Origin of the sequence: Paenibacillus sp. 1-18 (assembly GCF_000520755.1) — a bacterium.
GTDB classification, from domain to species: domain Bacteria; phylum Bacillota; class Bacilli; order Paenibacillales; family Paenibacillaceae; genus Paenibacillus; species Paenibacillus brasilensis.
Map to the genome: position 1 here is coordinate 16,942 of NZ_ASSB01000229.1, position 16,571 is coordinate 33,512.

Below are 16,571 nucleotides of genomic sequence, written 5' to 3' on the forward strand. Positions count from 1 at the left end.
TTGATTAATTGTGTTGTCTTGACGGGCTTTCGGGTCTGTCTTGAATATATAAACTAAACGAACTTTGGGAGGAACTCACTCATGACAGTTAAAGTTGGTATTAACGGTTTCGGACGTATTGGACGCCTTGCTTTCCGCCGAATTCAAGACGTGGAAGGTATTGAAGTAGTAGCAATCAACGACTTGACAGATTCCAAAATGCTGGCACATCTGTTGAAATATGATACAACACAAGGTACTTTCCAAGGACAAGTAGAAGTACATGACGGCTTCTTCAAAGTAAACGGTAAAGAAGTTAAAGTTCTGGCTAACCGCAACCCTGAAGAACTGCCTTGGGGAGACCTGGGTGTAGACATCGTTCTGGAATGCACAGGTTTCTTCACAACTAAAGAAGCTGCTGAGAAACATTTGAAAGGCGGCGCTAAAAAAGTTGTTATCTCTGCTCCAGCTACTGGCGACATGAAAACTGTCGTTTACAACGTTAACCATGAAATTCTGGACGGAACTGAAACTGTAATTTCCGGTGCTTCTTGCACAACAAACTGCCTGGCTCCTATGGCTAAAACACTGCAAGACAAATTTGGTATCGTTGAAGGCTTGATGACTACAATTCACGCTTACACTGGCGACCAAAACACTTTGGATGCTCCACATGCTAAAGGTGACTTCCGTCGTGCTCGCGCAGCAGCTGAAAACATCATCCCTAACACAACTGGTGCTGCTAAAGCAATCGGTCTGGTTATCCCTGAGTTGAAAGGTAAACTGGATGGCGCGGCTCAACGTGTTCCAGTACCAACAGGTTCCCTGACTGAGCTGGTAACAGTTCTGGAGAAAACCGTAACTGCTGAAGAAATCAACGCAGCGATGAAAGAAGCTTCCGATCCTGAAACTTACGGATACACTGAAGATCAAATCGTTTCTTCTGACATCAAAGGTCTGACTTTCGGTTCTTTGTTTGATGCAACTCAAACTAAAGTCCTGACTGTTGGCGACAAACAACTGGTTAAAACTGTAGCTTGGTATGACAATGAAATGTCCTACACTGCACAATTGATCCGTACGTTGGAATACTTCGCTAAATTGGCTAAATAAGAATTCCTTATCGAGCAACATCATAGAGCGGAAACAGCAGTTATTGTTTCCGCTCTTTATATATCAAAATGTGCCTTAAATTCCTGTTTCGTAAAATTAAAAGGGTGCGGAGGAATATGGAGATGAACAAAAAGAGCGTACGTGATATAGAACTGAATGGAAAACGGGTGTTTGTTCGTGTAGATTTTAACGTTCCGGTTGAGGACGGTAAAATTACGGATGACAAGCGTATTCGTGAAACCTTGCCAACAATTAACTACCTGATTGAAAAAGGTGCAAAAGTTATCCTGGCGAGTCACTTTGGACGTCCAAAAGGTCAGGTCGTTGAATCCATGCGTCTGACTCCTGCTGGCGTGCGTTTGTCTGAGCTGCTCAAAAAGCCTGTTGTTAAAGTGGACGAAGCAGTTGGTGAGGCTGTTAAAGCAAAAGTGGCTGAACTGCAAAACGGTGACGTGCTGTTGCTTGAAAATGTACGCTTCTATCCAGGAGAAGAGAAAAATGATCCTGAACTGGCAAAGCAATTTGCTGAGCTGGCTGACATTTTCGTAAATGACGCTTTTGGCGCAGCACACCGTGCTCATGCTTCCACAGAAGGTATCGCGCATCTTCTTCCGGCTGTTTCCGGCTTGCTGATGGAGAAAGAACTGTCTGTAATCGGTAAAGCTCTTTCAAACCCAGACCGTCCTTTTACAGCCATTATCGGCGGTTCCAAAGTAAAAGACAAAATCGACGTGATCGACAACCTGCTGAACATTGCAGATAACGTAATTATTGGCGGCGGCTTGGCTTATACATTTTTTAAAGCTCAAGGTCATGAAGTGGGTCAATCCCTGTTGGATGAGTCCAAACTGGACGTAGCTCTTGGATTTATCGAAAAAGCGAAGAAGCTCGGCAAAAACTTCTATCTTCCAGTAGATGTTGTTATTTCTGACGATTTCAGCGCTACAGCGAACACAAACATTGTGGACATCGACGGTATTCCTGCAGATTGGGAAGGCGTGGATATCGGACCAAAATCTCGTAAAATCTATGCAGATGTAATCAAAAACTCCAAATTGGTTGTTTGGAATGGACCAATGGGTGTATTTGAAATCGAACCTTTCGCTGGCGGTACTCGTGAAGTAGCGGAAGCTTGCGCAACAACGGAAGCATACACCATCATTGGTGGCGGCGATTCTGCAGCTGCGGCTGAGAAATTCCATCTGGCTGACAAAATGGACCACATTTCCACTGGCGGCGGCGCATCTTTGGAATTTATGGAAGGCAAAGCACTTCCGGGTGTTGTTGCACTTAACGATAAGTAATCAAACGCTTAGCGCATAATATAGCTTTAGGGCACCTAATAGTTAGGAGTTGAAACCATTGAGAACACCGATTATCGCGGGTAACTGGAAGATGTTTAAAACCGTGCCAGAAGCTAAAACCTTCATCGAAGAGATCAAAGGTAAAGCAGAGGTTGCAGGAGTGGAAAGCGTTATTTGTGCTCCATTTACTAATCTTCCTGCTCTGGTTGAAGCAGTAAAAGGCACATCTATTAAAATCGGCGCACAAAACCTGCACTTTGCAGAAGATGGCGCATTTACAGGTGAAATCAGCGGCGGTATGCTGAAAGACCTGGGCGTAGACTACGTTGTGATCGGACACTCCGAGCGTCGTGAATATTTCAACGAAACAGACGAAACGGTAAACAAAAAGGTTCATGCGGCATTCCGCCACGGTCTGACTCCGATCGTATGTGTAGGCGAAAAGCTGGAAGACCGTGAAGCAGGTCAAACCAAAGAGGTTGTAAAGGTGCAAACTGTAGCAGCTTTCGCTGGCTTGGCTAAGGATCAGGCTGCACAAGTGGTTGTTGCTTATGAGCCAATCTGGGCAATCGGAACAGGAAAATCCTCAACTTCGCAGGATGCGAATGAAGTGATCTCCTACATCCGCAGTCTGATTAAAGAACTGTATGATGAAAATACAGCAAGTGCTGTACGTATTCAGTACGGTGGCAGTGTAAAACCTGAAAATGTTACTGAGTACCTGGGTCAAAGCGATATCGACGGCGCGCTTGTTGGCGGTGCCAGTCTTCAACCGGCGTCGTACATCGCGCTTGTTGAGGGGGCGAAGTAAGATGACAGCACCAAAACCGGTAGCTTTAATTATTATGGACGGATTCGGACTGCGCGACAAAGTGGAAGGCAACGCGGTTGCACAGGCCAACAAACCGAATTACGACCGGTATTTAAAACAGTATCCTCATGCAACACTGACTGCTTCTGGTGAAGCGGTGGGTCTGCCGGAAGGCCAAATGGGCAACTCCGAAGTAGGTCACTTGAATATCGGCGCAGGCCGCATTGTATATCAAGACTTGACTCGTATTTCGAAGTCCATTCGTGAGGGTGAATTCTTCGATAACGAAACATTGGTTAAAGCAGTTCAGCACGCTAAGAAGAACAACACCAAGCTTCACCTGTACGGACTTCTGTCCGATGGCGGCGTGCATAGCCATATCAGCCATCTGTTCGCTATGCTGGATCTGGCGAAAAAAGAAGGATTAACAGAAGTGTACATTCATGCTTTCATGGATGGACGCGACGTTATGCCTGACAGCGGCGTCGGCTTCATGCAACAGCTGATCGCTAAAATTCAGGAAGTGGGCATTGGCCAAATTGCGACCGTACAAGGACGCTATTATGCAATGGACCGCGACAAACGTTGGGAACGTGTAGAGAAGTCCTACCGTGCAATAGTATACGGAGAAGGTCCTCAATATACTGACCCACTGGAAGCATTAAAGGAATCGTATGAAAAATCAGTGTTCGATGAATTTGTGGAGCCAACCGTTATTGTGAAGGCCGACGGAAGTCCTGTAGGGCTGGTTGAGAGTAATGACTCTGTTGTTTTCCTGAATTTCCGTCCTGACCGTGCGATCCAATTGTCTCAAGTATTTACCAATGAGGATTTCCGTGGTTTTGACCGTGGGCCGAAATGGCCTAAGGATCTGCACTTTGTTTGCTTGACCTTGTTCAGTGAAACGGTTGGAGGCTTTGTAGCCTATGAACCGAAAAACCTGGATAATACGTTTGGCGAAGTGCTGGTACAAAACAACAAAAAGCAATTGCGTATTGCTGAGACGGAAAAGTATCCGCACGTTACTTTCTTTTTCAGTGGCGGACGCGATGTCGAGCTGCCTGGCGAAACCCGTGTTTTGATCAACTCGCCTAAAGTAGCTACGTACGACCTGAAGCCTGAAATGAGTGCGTACGAGGTTGCGGATGCTGCAGTGAAGGAAATCGAAGCTGACAAGCATGACGCAATCATCCTGAACTTTGCCAATCCGGATATGGTTGGACACTCCGGCATGCTGGAGCCGACCATTAAGGCGGTAGAAACGACGGATGAATGTGTTGGACGTGTTGTTGATGCAGTTAAAGCCAAAGGCGGTGTGGTTGTTATCATTGCCGACCATGGCAACGCCGATATGGAAATTGATGAGCAGGGACGTCCGTTCACAGCTCATACAACGAATCCGGTTCCGTTCATTTTGACTGATGAAAATATCGTTTTGCGTGAGCATGGAATTCTGGCTGACGTAGCTCCAACGCTTCTGGATTTAATGCAACTTCCGCAACCTGCGGAAATGACAGGAAAATCTATGATTGCATCCCGCAAGTAAGCTTGATTTAATAAGTATAGGCTTGACCAATAAATTATGATTCACAAAGGAGATTAAGTACAAATGACTATTATTTCTGACGTGTACGCTCGCGAAGTCCTCGACTCCCGTGGTAACCCTACTGTTGAAGTTGAAGTATATCTGGAATCCGGTGCTATCGGTAGTGCCATCGTTCCTTCCGGTGCCTCTACTGGTGCTCACGAAGCTGTAGAGCTTCGCGATAACGACAAATCCCGTTACCTGGGTAAAGGCGTTCTTCAAGCCGTTAAAAACGTGAACGAAATCATCGCTCCTGAAGTAATCGGTATGGACGCTATAAACCAAGTAGAAATCGACACATTGATGATCAAATTGGATGGTACGCCAAACAAAGGCAAACTGGGTGCAAATGCCATTCTGGCTGTATCCATGGCTGTAGCTCGCGCTGCTGCTGAAGCTCTGGGCCTGCCATTGTACACATACCTGGGCGGATTCAATGCTAAACAATTGCCAGTACCAATGATGAACATCGTTAACGGTGGCGCTCATGCCGACAACAACGTTGACGTTCAAGAGTTCATGGTTCTGCCTGTAGGCGCTCCTACTTTCAAAGAAGCTCTGCGTATTGGTGCGGAAATCTTCCACAACCTGAAATCCGTACTGAACTCTAAAGGCTTGAACACAGCTGTTGGCGATGAAGGCGGTTTTGCTCCTAACTTCAAATCCAACGAAGAAGCTCTGTCCACTATTATCGAAGCCATCGAAAAAGCTGGTTACAAACCAGGCGTTGACGTATTCCTCGGTATGGACGTTGCTTCTACTGAGTTCTACAAAGATGGAAAATACACACTGGAAGGCGAAGGCAAATCCTTCACTTCTGCTGAGTTCGTTGACCTGCTTGCTTCTTGGGTTGATAAATACCCAATCATCACAATCGAAGATGGTTGCTCCGAAGATGACTGGGAAGGTTGGAAATTGCTCACTGAGAAACTGGGTGGAAAAATCCAATTGGTTGGTGACGACCTGTTCGTAACGAACACAGAACGTCTGGCTAAAGGTATCGAAGAAAACATCGGTAACTCCATCCTGATCAAAGTAAACCAAATCGGTACGCTGACTGAAACATTCGACGCTATCGAATTGGCTAAACGTGCAGGATACACAGCTGTAATCTCTCACCGTTCCGGTGAATCCGAAGACAGCACAATCGCTGATATCGCTGTTGCAACAAATGCAGGCCAAATCAAAACAGGTGCTCCTTCCCGTACTGACCGTATTGCGAAGTACAACCAATTGCTCCGCATTGAGGACCAGCTGGGTGAACTGGCTCAATACCACGGCCTGAAATCTTTCTACAACCTGAAAAAATAATATTGCGATAAGATGCTAAAGCTGTTCTAAGCTTCGTGGTTTAAGATAACGAAGCTTGGACGCTCGAAGCTAGACGCAATGATTAAACAGATCTGCTCGCTACTGTGAGCAGGTCTGTTTTTGTCATTTGTGTGTATGCATAGTGCAGATCAGCATATAAGCATATAGATGTATCCTTGCAAAGACTTGGTGCGAGCCAATCGGCAAAGCTGGTTGTTATCTACTGGAAGCTGTGGTAGAATGAAAGTAGTGTTTTGCGTTAATTTCCGGCTATTCGTAACATGATATGGACATGTTTTCATAAAAGAGGCTGTGTTGTTTTGCAAAACAGATGTATAAGCTCAGGAGGTGGGATTTTTCATGGAAATCTTTTTGAAAGTGCTGCTCGTAGTGTTCTCGATTGCTGTTATTGCGGTTGTTTTACTGCAAAAGGGGAAGAGTGCAGGTTTGTCCGGTGCCATCTCTGGCGGTGCTGAGCATCTGTTCGGCAAGACAAAAGCTCGCGGTATGGATTTGATTTTGCAACGCGTAACTGCCGTTTTGGGTGCGTGTTTTATGATTATTGCCGTGCTGGTTGCATTTTTTGCAAAATAAGATAAATAAATACCTTAAGCCTTCGTTTCACGGGAAACGGAGGCTTTTTTGGATTTTAGGCAAGCAGGGATGCCGTCGATTAAATTCGTGTATACTAGGGTATGAGTATATAAGAGCCTTGTAACAGGAACAAGGAACATGCGGATTATTACTGAAAATTAAAGGTCGCCCGAGGTGGACAAAATTATGATAACAGAGCAACAACTACTTGATTTTATGCGCGAGACCGCATACAAGCCTATGACATACCAGGAGTTGGAGCAGCATTTTGACATTAAGGATGCAGACGATTTTCGCGAATTCCTTAAGCTCTTGAACGCATTGGAGGAAGACGGGAAAATTCTGCTGACCCGCACAAACCGTTATGGCGTGCCGGAACGAATGGATTTGCAGCGTGGGCGTTTGCAGGCTCATGCCAAGGGCTTTGCTTTTCTCATTCCGGAGGACCGGGAGCACCCGGATGTATACATTCACGCTAACGACTTAAAGAGCGCGATGAATGGAGACACGGTACTGGTAAGAGTGACGTCGAAGGGACCTGCGGGTGGCCGATTGGAAGGCGAAGTCGTGCGGATCGTGAAGCGCGCTGTGCTTCAAGTGTTGGGCGTGTTTCAGAGCCACGAAGCATACGGTTTTGTTTTACCGGACGATAAACGCATTAACCGGGATATTTTTATTCCAAAGGATAGCTTCAATGGAGCTGTAAACGGGCAAAAGGTCGTTGTGCGTATTGTGAGCTACCCGGAAGGACGGGCGGCGGCGGAAGGTGAAGTGCTGGAAGTTCTGGGTCACAAGGATGATCCAGGCGTCGATATTTTGTCAGTGATTCGCAAGCATCAGCTTCCAGAGGCTTTTCCCGACGAAGTGACAGCGGAAGCGGATCAGGCTCCAGACGCGATTACGGAAGAAGAAATTGTACGTCAGGGTCGTCGCGATCTGCGTGATAAGATCATTGTTACGATTGATGGCGAGGATGCCAAGGACCTGGATGATGCGGTCAATGTAGAGCGTCTGCCGAACGGGAACTACCGCCTGGGCGTTCATATTGCCGATGTAGGGTATTATGTGCGAGAGAACTCCAAGCTGGATCAGGAGGCCTATAGTCGCGGTTGTAGCGTGTATTTGGTTGACCGCGTCATTCCTATGCTTCCACACCGGCTTTCAAACGGCATTTGTTCTTTGAATCCGCAGGTGGATCGTTTGACTTTGTCCTGTGAAATGGAATTCAACGAGCATATGAAGGTTGTAAAGCATGATATTTTCACCAGTGTGATTAAAACGAAGGAACGAATGACATATACCAACGTTCGCAAGATCCTTGAAGAGGAAGATGCTGAACTGATGGAACGGTACAAGGATCTGGTAGAGGTATTCCGCACGATGAAGGAGCTGGCATTGAAGCTGCGTGCTAACCGGATGCGCCGGGGTGCGGTTGATTTTGATTTTGATGAAGCGAAAGTTATTGTAAATGACGAAGGTAAAGCTGTCGATATCGTTAAAAGAGATCGTACGATCGCCGAGCAAATTATCGAGGAGTTTATGCTGGCAGCCAATGAAACTGTGGCCGAGCATTTTCATTGGCTCAAGGTACCATTCTTATACCGGATTCATGAGGACCCGGACCCGGAGAAACTGCAAAATTTCATGGCGTTTGCGGCTAATTTTGGACATCAGATCAAAGGCCGCGGGAATTCCATTCATCCGCGTGCGCTGCAAACATTGCTGGAAGATATCGAGGGCACGAAGGAGCAGACGGTGCTTAGTACCATGATGCTGCGTTCGATGAAGCAAGCAAAGTATGATGCGGAATCGACAGGACATTTTGGACTGGCAGCGGAGTATTATTCTCATTTTACATCGCCAATTCGTCGTTACCCTGATTTGGTGATTCACCGTGTTATTCGTGAGGTATTGGAAAATGGCGGGGCTTTGCCAGCTGAGCGTCAAGAATATCTGACTGCACGCATGCCTGATATTGCGCAGCAATCCTCTGAGCGTGAGCGTGTGGCTGTGGATGCAGAACGCGACACAGAGCAAATGAAAAAGGCTGAATACATGCTGGACAAGGTTGGCGAGGAGTTCGAGGGCATCATCAGCAGCGTAACCAGCTTTGGTATGTTCATCGAGTTAGACAATACGGTGGAGGGTCTGACGCGCTTGAGTGCGCTTACGGACGACTATTACCATTTTGATGAGCAGCATATGGCGTTAATCGGTGAACGCACCTCCAAGGTATTTCGCATCGGGGATGAGGTCAAGGTTCGTGTTGCCCGCGTCAACATGGAGGATTACACGATTGATTTTGAGCTTGTCGATATGAAGCCGCGTCAACGCCGTGAGCGGACGGGCGGATCGGGCCAAGGCAGTGGTTTTGCACGTGGCGAGGGGCGTGGTAAAGGCCGCGAAGGACGTGACCGCAAGGGCGGCAAGGACAAGACTGGCAGAGAGCGTAAGGGCGGTCGTGAAACGGCTGGGAAGCCTAAAGAGGCCGGCAACGGAAGTATCAGCACTGCAGGTCGCACAGGCCGTGGTGGTGGAAACGGTGGCGGAGCCAGTTCGGCGGGCAGCTTTGGCTTTGGCAGTGGCAAGGGCGGATACACTTCGCCAGCAACGGGCGCAAGCAAGCGGCGGAAGAAGACGTCTGCCAGTGGTATTTTTATCGGTGGCGCAGCTACACCTGGGAGTGATGCAAGACCAGGCGGTGACGGCGGCACGCGTCGCAAGCGGAAAAATAAGAGCGGCGGTGGCGGCAATAGCACCGCTGGATTTGTGAGGAAAAAGAAAAAGTAAGTTGATATAACATACTCGTTAGAAGGCTGGAGTTTTCGTGCCAGTAAATGAGCTGATGGGGCTTAAGTATAAAGGCGGTTTCTGTCTGTAGTAATGGATGGAAACCGTTTGCTTTTAGTGTGATACGTGTAAGTTAGAAATGTAGAAGGCTTGACCTTTCTTGCTTTTATCATCTGAAATTTGTTACAATATATTTATAGGTAGCTCTTTGTAGCTGGATTCTTGTGCCTGGATTTATATTTGAATTAAGTTATTTATAAGGAGTGGTATTCATGGGTAAGAAGGCAGACGGGAAAGTGCTCGCCCAGAACAAAAAAGCTTCCCATGACTATTTTATTGAGGACACCTACGAGGCGGGCATGGTGTTAACGGGAACGGAAATTAAGTCTCTGCGGAATGGCCGCTCCAATATCAGTGATGCCTTTGCTACGATCCGTAATGGCGAAATTCATATTCACAATATGCATATCAGCCCTTTTGAGCAAGGTAATCGTAACAATCCGACCGATCCTACGCGCACGCGTAAGCTGCTGTTGCATAAAGAGCAGATTCGCAAGCTTATCGGTCTGTCCAAACAGGAAGGCTACACGATCGTACCGCTGAAGATTTACGTACGCAATGGCTATGCCAAACTGCTGCTTGGATTGGGTAGAGGTAAAAAGCAGTATGACAAGCGGGAAACGGCTGCCAAACGCGATGCACAGCGTGATATTCAACGTGCTTTGCGGGAGAAGCAAAAAATTGCGAGATAGGGTTGCTGTAATGATGTGTATGGTACAAATTACGTGGATAAGTTACATGTTCCTGTAATGGTGCTATTTTATCGAGCTGAAATGGCTTCATTCCGTTTCGTTATGACATGTTATATGTTATACTAACGAAGTAGTAAGTTTTAATGTATTTCAATTTGTTCGACTGTTGAATCTCAGAATTCAGCTTCCGATATTATGCATGCTTATGCTCCGGTATTTCCGGATTTATCCGTGGAGCCCTTTTTATAACAAGGGGGCGTTTATGGATTCGACGGGGATAGTTCGAGCATGGGTAGCGGGTAGTGGGGACGCGTCCGCTTCATCAACGCTAAAGCCTATTAAACGGCAAACAACAAAACAACTACGCTTTCGCAGCTTAATAACCTGTGAGCGTGCTTCTACTCTGCATCGCCCATGTGACAGGGATAGGGGCTAACAAATAGTGGGATACGCTGTCTCATCTCCGCCTGCGGTGAGCTGAAGAAGACAATCAGGCTGACCCAACGTATAGCCGGTTACGGGGCGATACTCGGGTGACATCAAAACTGTGACTACACCCGTAGAAGCTTATGTGTCGTTATCTTCGGACAGGGGTTCGACTCCCCTCGCCTCCATATGTAGTATCAAAAAAGCGACCTTAATCGGTCGCTTTTTTGCTTGTTCGTACTCGAAGGGGTGGGGTAAACCGCTTCGGCTCTAGGTCTTTGGGCTACTTTGACGTCGAATACGACATATTTCTGATGATACATGGCGGTACCTCTGTACGTAGCAGTTTTAATGTCACCCTAGCAACGCCCCGTCACCAACTTCTCTTAAGGCCATCCTGCTTATTTTCTTCCGTTCGCCACAGGCGAAGAGGAGACAGCGTATCCCACTAGTTAAATACAGGTTATAATATATAATTATCTGTAATTAATAATGCTTATTGAATACGTCACTTAAGAGGTGATTATTTGGCACACAGTAAGAAGAAAAGACGAATAATTGTCTCTGCTACAGGTATAAATTTAATGGTATCTGCTGATTACAATGAGATGATGCAATATTCTCTATCCGAGGCAGAAATAATTGCTCACTTTAAAAAAGCAAGCATTGGAAACCTGTTACCTGCTATCTCCCGGCTGATAGCTTTCGTTTCACATGGAGAATACTGATACTGTCTTAAAAGAAGTCATCATACGATGTTTGGAACACGGATTACATAAAGATTATATCGAACGAATATTACAATATAGCCGACTTAATGTGATTTTTAATAATGGCAAATGCTATTAAATGCAGTTAAATGGTTGTTTGTACATGCAGATGAGGTAACCTATAATGATGATCCTGAAATAAATAAACCCAGTCATTCATGCATTGTTTCTACTTTTCCGCTATGCTCTCTAGCTTTTATCATATTTCTACAGACATGAAAGTCATTGAACTTGAAAGTGTGCAAAATGGAAACTTCAATCGAAATGTTAATTATCTGCACACTGTACGAAGAAGCATTGAATGTTATTTAAATATTGCTTCTCAAAAGGACAGATTTCAAACAAAAGAGTATGTAGATATTGCAGAATTATTTTATGAAAATACAGGAGTTAACATCAGAACTTATTTATACTTTATGACTGCTATTAATGCATCATTTTATCCAAGTGGCAGTGTCAGAGATTTTATATGGACAAATAAAATGGTGAATGATGTTAACAAGTATGTACAGTATCTTGGCATAGAGACGAATGAAGTTCGAAATTTATTTCAAATGACGACAATCTCAATAGAAGAATTTAGAGAGAATTTTGAAGAATCGACCCTTCATAGATGGGATTTTAATTATTTTAGAAAGAAGCCAATTATACGCCAAGGGCGAATCTTTTATCCGCTAGATAGTCAGTTTCCTACTTGTAAATATATGGGATGGTCTATATTGGAGAATTATTGATGGTTTGAGCCCAGAGGTGGCAAATAAGTTTAGAATATTTATAGGTCGCATATTTGAATTATATTGCCACGATTCACCAGTTAATGCAGAGCCATCACTAAAAATGGCTAGGTATATTCCTGAATTTCAATATAAGTTTGCGAAAAATAATTTGCTATCGCCCGATGGTTTTATTGAGTATAGAAATGATTTGATTGTATTCGATTATAAAGCTAAAAGATTGAACATGCAGGCTACTCTTGTAGCTGGCAATATTGACTCGTTTGAAAAGAATATCTCTCAATTGATTATTGAGCCTGCTAAAAAAATATATGCTCATCTTCAGAGGTTTATAGGGACTCCAATTGAAAGTGTGTCGAATGATTTTAAAAAAGTTAAAAAAATCCACGGTGTAATAGTCACTCAAGGTTCATTATCAGGTGTTAAAATTGTGTATGAGAGAATAGAATAAAGGCTGCGTGATGAGGGTTTGTATGATATGGGCTCCTTAATTGAATGGCATCTTCTCGATGTAAATGAATTTGAGGAATTAGTGATTTTAATGGAGCAGGGATGTAACCTTGGAAATACATTTTCTCAAAAAGCTTCTTCCAGATATAGATACCTTTCTTTCCATGATTATCTTGCATATGCTAGAAGACCGCATAGACACTCTTGTACCGCTAAGAAGCGATTTAATGAATGGCTAGATCATGTAATTGGAGTCATGGAAGGAAATTCTCCAAGTGAGGATAATGAAAGCACAGAAGTCGACATGTAAAGGGAATTATAAAAAATGTTAATGTAACAATAATGAGAGTGGATATTGAACAGTTGCAGAATTATTAAATACAAATTTAGAGATTGCTTTGTGACTTCTAAACAAAAGTTGAACTGTTTCTTATGGCTGGATTTTGTAATATTTACTGTGTATTTTTGAGGGTAATGTGCTTAGGAGTGGATTTGTAAATTAATTCTTATTTTTTTAAGTACTCAGTTACACATCTATGATATAGAATGAAAAAACCCAACTCTGCTAACGAAGCGGAGAAGGGTTTTTATTGAGTATAGTCAGCTCTAGCTAACGAAGCGGAGAAGACTGCACTCATCCGTATTATTTCTGTATAATCATGATATTATGTATGTGGATGAAAGTCAAGCCATACGTTATCATTTTGGTTATTTGGGATGTGTACAATGATCTATAATATCTATTTCGATGAAGCAAATAAAATTGATCAGTCTGGAAAAGCAAATTCATACTACGGTGCATATGGTGGCGCTGAACAGACAATGGCAGACATAACGCAGACGATACAACGCATGTATGAAGAACTGAATACCAAGAGCGAATTGCATTTTAGGGAATACAATCATGACCAATACTTAAAAAAATACTTCAAGGTTCTTCATTATATCATCAATCAGGATGTGAATATCAATATTTTTATTGTCAATAATGAAGAGGCTCTTAGCGTAGCTGAACAGCTTAATTTAACCATGATGGAGCTACGAAATCTATTCTATATCAAAATTCCTGAAAGATTGTTCTATGGAGTGACACGTCATTTGCAGGGTCAGGTGGATGTTAACATCAAGATTGACCGCAACGATGAGTACGATGCACTTGGCCTGCATTCAAAAATCAAAGAGCAGATGAATGCTCATTCTGTATATCGGAGCAAAAGGTACAAAATTGCATCTGTTGAGTCGGAAGAATCACATGAGTCGATCCCTTTGCAAATTATTGATACATTTATGGGCATTGTAGTATTTCTGATGGAACAAAGCTATACGGGGAATTCAAACACGACTTTGATTAAGAGTGACTTGGTGTATCGCTTTTTATCCGAAGGTAACAACGTAGATCGGTTTATAAAACAAATCAAGCTATATTCATGGAATGGCAATGAGAATTTGACCGAACTGTCTGTGGGCAATTATGTGTCTCAATTCATGGTATATAAGGCTCGTTATGATGTTTCTGAAATGGCCAAGCTTCAGGCGATCATGTTGAAAAATCCTGATCTACCTGCAAAGGAATACCGTAAGCTGATGGAATATCCTAATACGTTGGCACGTATGTTGCTGGGGTACAAGGATGAAGTTGAGGGCAGAGGCAGGAATTATTCATTGATGCAGTAGATGGCGGGTGTATTGGGCGTGCTTCTGATAAACAGCTTTGATTTTCACGATGTACCTATACAAAGTGCTGTTAAAACCATAATTTCAGCCGTTTTAAAGCTAGTTGGCAAGGCAGAACAGTTGCGGATGATCGTTCCCTACGTTTGCCGCCCAGGTATAAGGATTCATCTTTGAAGCGGTCGTCCAAAGTTTGTATCCAGCATCATGGCTCATAGATACGGGTCGACTTGGCGAGAGACAAAATCAATAGAAACCTAGAATTGCTTCAGTGTTGAAACTGTTAATTTAGTGGGAATGAAGTCATTGTTTTGACCGTGTGAATTCAGAAGAATGAGTTATTCTATAAGGCGATAGTATCAGTAATGTAGATCAGTAGTAATGAGTTCAGCCGACAACTCTCTTTACAGACTTTGGGCAATGTGAGAACATGTGTATGTGTGGAAATGCTGTAAACAGGACTTATCAGGTTGTCGGCTGAACCTCATGGATTTAGGATAGGGGAATTTCAGTGTGGGAATTTCGTATGAGTGGTTAAAATTGCCGATGTGATAGTATCATTTAAATATGAAAAATGAACTGTTATAAATTTTATAAATTGCAAAGACTTTTAATGTGATTGGACTGATGGACATGGGGAGAGCACTCTCGCCTTTGAGATATCCTGGTGGTAAAGGGCAGATGTATGACTATGTAGTAGAGTTAATGTATAGAAACGATTTAATTGGTTCGAATTATATAGAGCCTTTTGCTGGAGGGGCGGGAGTCGCTCTGAAATTACTGAAGGATGGTTATGTTGCGAATGTATCCATTAATGATTATGATCGTTCAATCTATGCTTTTTGGTATAGTATATTAAATTGGACTGAAGACTTTATTAGGCGAATAGAAGAGACAGAAGTTAGCATTAATGAGTGGCACATACAAAAAAATGTGCAGATAAATAAAGAAGACGCCGAATTGTTTGACCTTGGTTTCTCAACTTTTTTTCTAAACAGAACTAATCGTTCGGGAATACTTAAAGCCGGACCTATAGGTGGACTTAATCAGCAAGGCAAATATAAAATTGATTGCAGGTATAATAAAGAAAGACTAGTTCAATTTATACGTCAAATTAATCAGTATAGAAATAATATTGAGATTTCCAATGTAGATGCTAATGAATTTATCAGAAATACAAATAAAGAAGAAAGCTTCTGGTTTATTGATCCACCTTATTATCATAAAGGAAAAGACCTGTATATCAATTTCTTCACCCATGAGGATCATCAAACGTTATCAGAAACTATAGATATTTATCTGGAAAGAATTCCGTTCATTATAACGTATGATATATGTGATAGTATTTTTGAATTTTACAAACATATTAACTGCGAGGTTTTATCCTTAAATTACAGTGTTCAAACTAAAAAAAAATCTGGCGAATATATGTTTTATAAAAATGTTCTTGTTTAGGGGGATTATTAATGGGAATTAGAATGGATGTTCCCTTGAGAAATTTGATAGTTTGGCATGATAACCCAAGAGCGGCAATAGAGATGTCAGAGAGTGAAGATGAAGCAATTGATATTCTTTTTGAAGTTGAAGGAAAAAGCAAGATGCTAGCTTTAGCTACCGATGTTGCAGAGTTTGGTTTGAACTCCCATCGTCAACCTATTGTTGTTAGAAATGAGGATATGAATTCTTACATTGTTTTTGACGGAAACAGGAGAATCTCTGTTTTGAAGCTTTTGGCTAAAGGAGATAAAAGGGTTGAAGGAATAGAGAATCATATAAACGTTTCACTGGATACAAAAGTATTTGTGTACGTCACTAATCGAGATGAAGCACTTCGCTTAATTGAAATTGAGCACAGTGGGGAGCAAGGGGGTAAGGGTCAGATTGATTGGGATGCTTATCAAAGGGACTACGCACTTAATAATATGAATAAAGTCCCAGCTTATCCACGAGCCCTTAGGGTTAGTCAGATTTGTAATTTATTCCACAAGAAAGATTTTAAGAAAATCCCATACACCGATTTGGAGACTATATTTAATAACGTTGCTCTAAAAAGGATATTTAAAATAAGTGCTGATTGGGATTTTGAGGATGAAGCAACTATTAGGAATGTATATTCAAAATTAATAGAAAATAAGCCGCCGAAAAAGCCTTATTCAAGATATCTTGTAAAACTTAATGAACTTGGTAGTGAGTATGAGAAGTTTAAGATGAAAGTGTTGGATAATGAAGCATTAGAAAATCCAGTAGGAGTGACGCCATCGGTAGGGGCACCGCCATCAGC

Annotated in this window: 15 protein-coding genes and 1 other RNA gene; all 16 read left to right on the plus strand. The window is 43.0% G+C overall.

The window, feature by feature from the left end; genetic code table 11:
- Positions 1-81: 81 nt before the first annotated feature.
- A complete protein-coding gene (gene gap / locus L693_RS0114290; RefSeq protein WP_025717839.1) occupies positions 82-1,092 on the plus strand; it encodes a type I glyceraldehyde-3-phosphate dehydrogenase in 1,011 nt (336 codons plus the stop codon).
- Positions 1,093-1,214: 122 nt separating this feature from the next.
- A complete protein-coding gene (locus tag L693_RS0114295; protein WP_025717840.1) occupies positions 1,215-2,396 on the plus strand; it encodes a phosphoglycerate kinase in 1,182 nt (393 codons plus the stop codon).
- A 58-nt stretch (positions 2,397-2,454) separates the two neighbouring features.
- Positions 2,455-3,207 carry a triose-phosphate isomerase gene (gene tpiA, locus L693_RS0114300; protein WP_013368819.1) on the plus strand — a complete coding sequence of 251 codons (753 nt, stop codon included), beginning with the start codon at positions 2,455-2,457 and terminating at the stop codon, positions 3,205-3,207.
- A gap of 1 nt (position 3,208) precedes the next feature.
- Complete coding sequence (gene gpmI / locus L693_RS0114305) at positions 3,209-4,753, plus strand: 2,3-bisphosphoglycerate-independent phosphoglycerate mutase (RefSeq protein ID WP_025717841.1); 1,545 nt, start codon at positions 3,209-3,211, stop codon at positions 4,751-4,753.
- A gap of 63 nt (positions 4,754-4,816) precedes the next feature.
- Positions 4,817-6,103 carry a phosphopyruvate hydratase gene (eno, locus tag L693_RS0114310; RefSeq protein WP_025717842.1) on the plus strand — a complete coding sequence of 429 codons (1,287 nt, stop codon included), beginning with the start codon at positions 4,817-4,819 and terminating at the stop codon, positions 6,101-6,103.
- A 360-nt stretch (positions 6,104-6,463) separates the two neighbouring features.
- Positions 6,464-6,697, plus strand: coding sequence for a preprotein translocase subunit SecG (gene secG, locus L693_RS0114315; RefSeq protein ID WP_025717843.1), 234 nt, complete (start codon positions 6,464-6,466; stop codon positions 6,695-6,697).
- A 186-nt stretch (positions 6,698-6,883) separates the two neighbouring features.
- Positions 6,884-9,487, plus strand: coding sequence for a ribonuclease R (gene rnr, locus L693_RS0114320; RefSeq protein WP_025717844.1), 2,604 nt, complete (start codon positions 6,884-6,886; stop codon positions 9,485-9,487).
- A gap of 272 nt (positions 9,488-9,759) precedes the next feature.
- On the plus strand, positions 9,760-10,239 hold the full coding sequence (smpB, locus tag L693_RS0114325; RefSeq protein ID WP_007428162.1) for an SsrA-binding protein SmpB: 480 nt from the start codon (positions 9,760-9,762) through the stop codon (positions 10,237-10,239).
- Positions 10,240-10,491: 252 nt separating this feature from the next.
- Positions 10,492-10,856, plus strand: a transfer-messenger RNA (tmRNA) gene (gene ssrA / locus L693_RS29300).
- 336 nt (positions 10,857-11,192) lie between these two features.
- Positions 11,193-11,393, plus strand: a complete 201-nt coding sequence (locus tag L693_RS0114330) for a hypothetical protein (protein WP_025717845.1) — start codon at positions 11,193-11,195, stop codon at positions 11,391-11,393.
- Positions 11,394-11,650: 257 nt separating this feature from the next.
- On the plus strand, positions 11,651-12,169 hold the full coding sequence (locus tag L693_RS0114335; protein WP_155983831.1) for a hypothetical protein: 519 nt from the start codon (positions 11,651-11,653) through the stop codon (positions 12,167-12,169).
- A 4-nt stretch (positions 12,170-12,173) separates the two neighbouring features.
- Positions 12,174-12,620 (plus strand): hypothetical protein, encoded by a 447-nt coding sequence (locus L693_RS0114340; RefSeq protein WP_025717847.1) that lies wholly within the window; start codon positions 12,174-12,176, stop codon positions 12,618-12,620.
- A 27-nt stretch (positions 12,621-12,647) separates the two neighbouring features.
- Entirely contained in the window at positions 12,648-12,929 is a 282-nt protein-coding gene (locus tag L693_RS0114345) for a hypothetical protein (RefSeq protein ID WP_025717848.1), read from the plus strand.
- A gap of 416 nt (positions 12,930-13,345) precedes the next feature.
- Positions 13,346-14,293 carry a DUF3800 domain-containing protein gene (locus tag L693_RS0114350; RefSeq protein ID WP_025717849.1) on the plus strand — a complete coding sequence of 316 codons (948 nt, stop codon included), beginning with the start codon at positions 13,346-13,348 and terminating at the stop codon, positions 14,291-14,293.
- Positions 14,294-14,917: 624 nt separating this feature from the next.
- Positions 14,918-15,745 carry a DNA adenine methylase gene (locus L693_RS0114355; protein ID WP_231503652.1) on the plus strand — a complete coding sequence of 276 codons (828 nt, stop codon included), beginning with the start codon at positions 14,918-14,920 and terminating at the stop codon, positions 15,743-15,745.
- An 11-nt stretch (positions 15,746-15,756) separates the two neighbouring features.
- A partial coding sequence (locus L693_RS28120) for a ParB/Srx family N-terminal domain-containing protein (protein ID WP_197029940.1) occupies positions 15,757-16,571 on the plus strand: 815 nt, incomplete at its 3' end.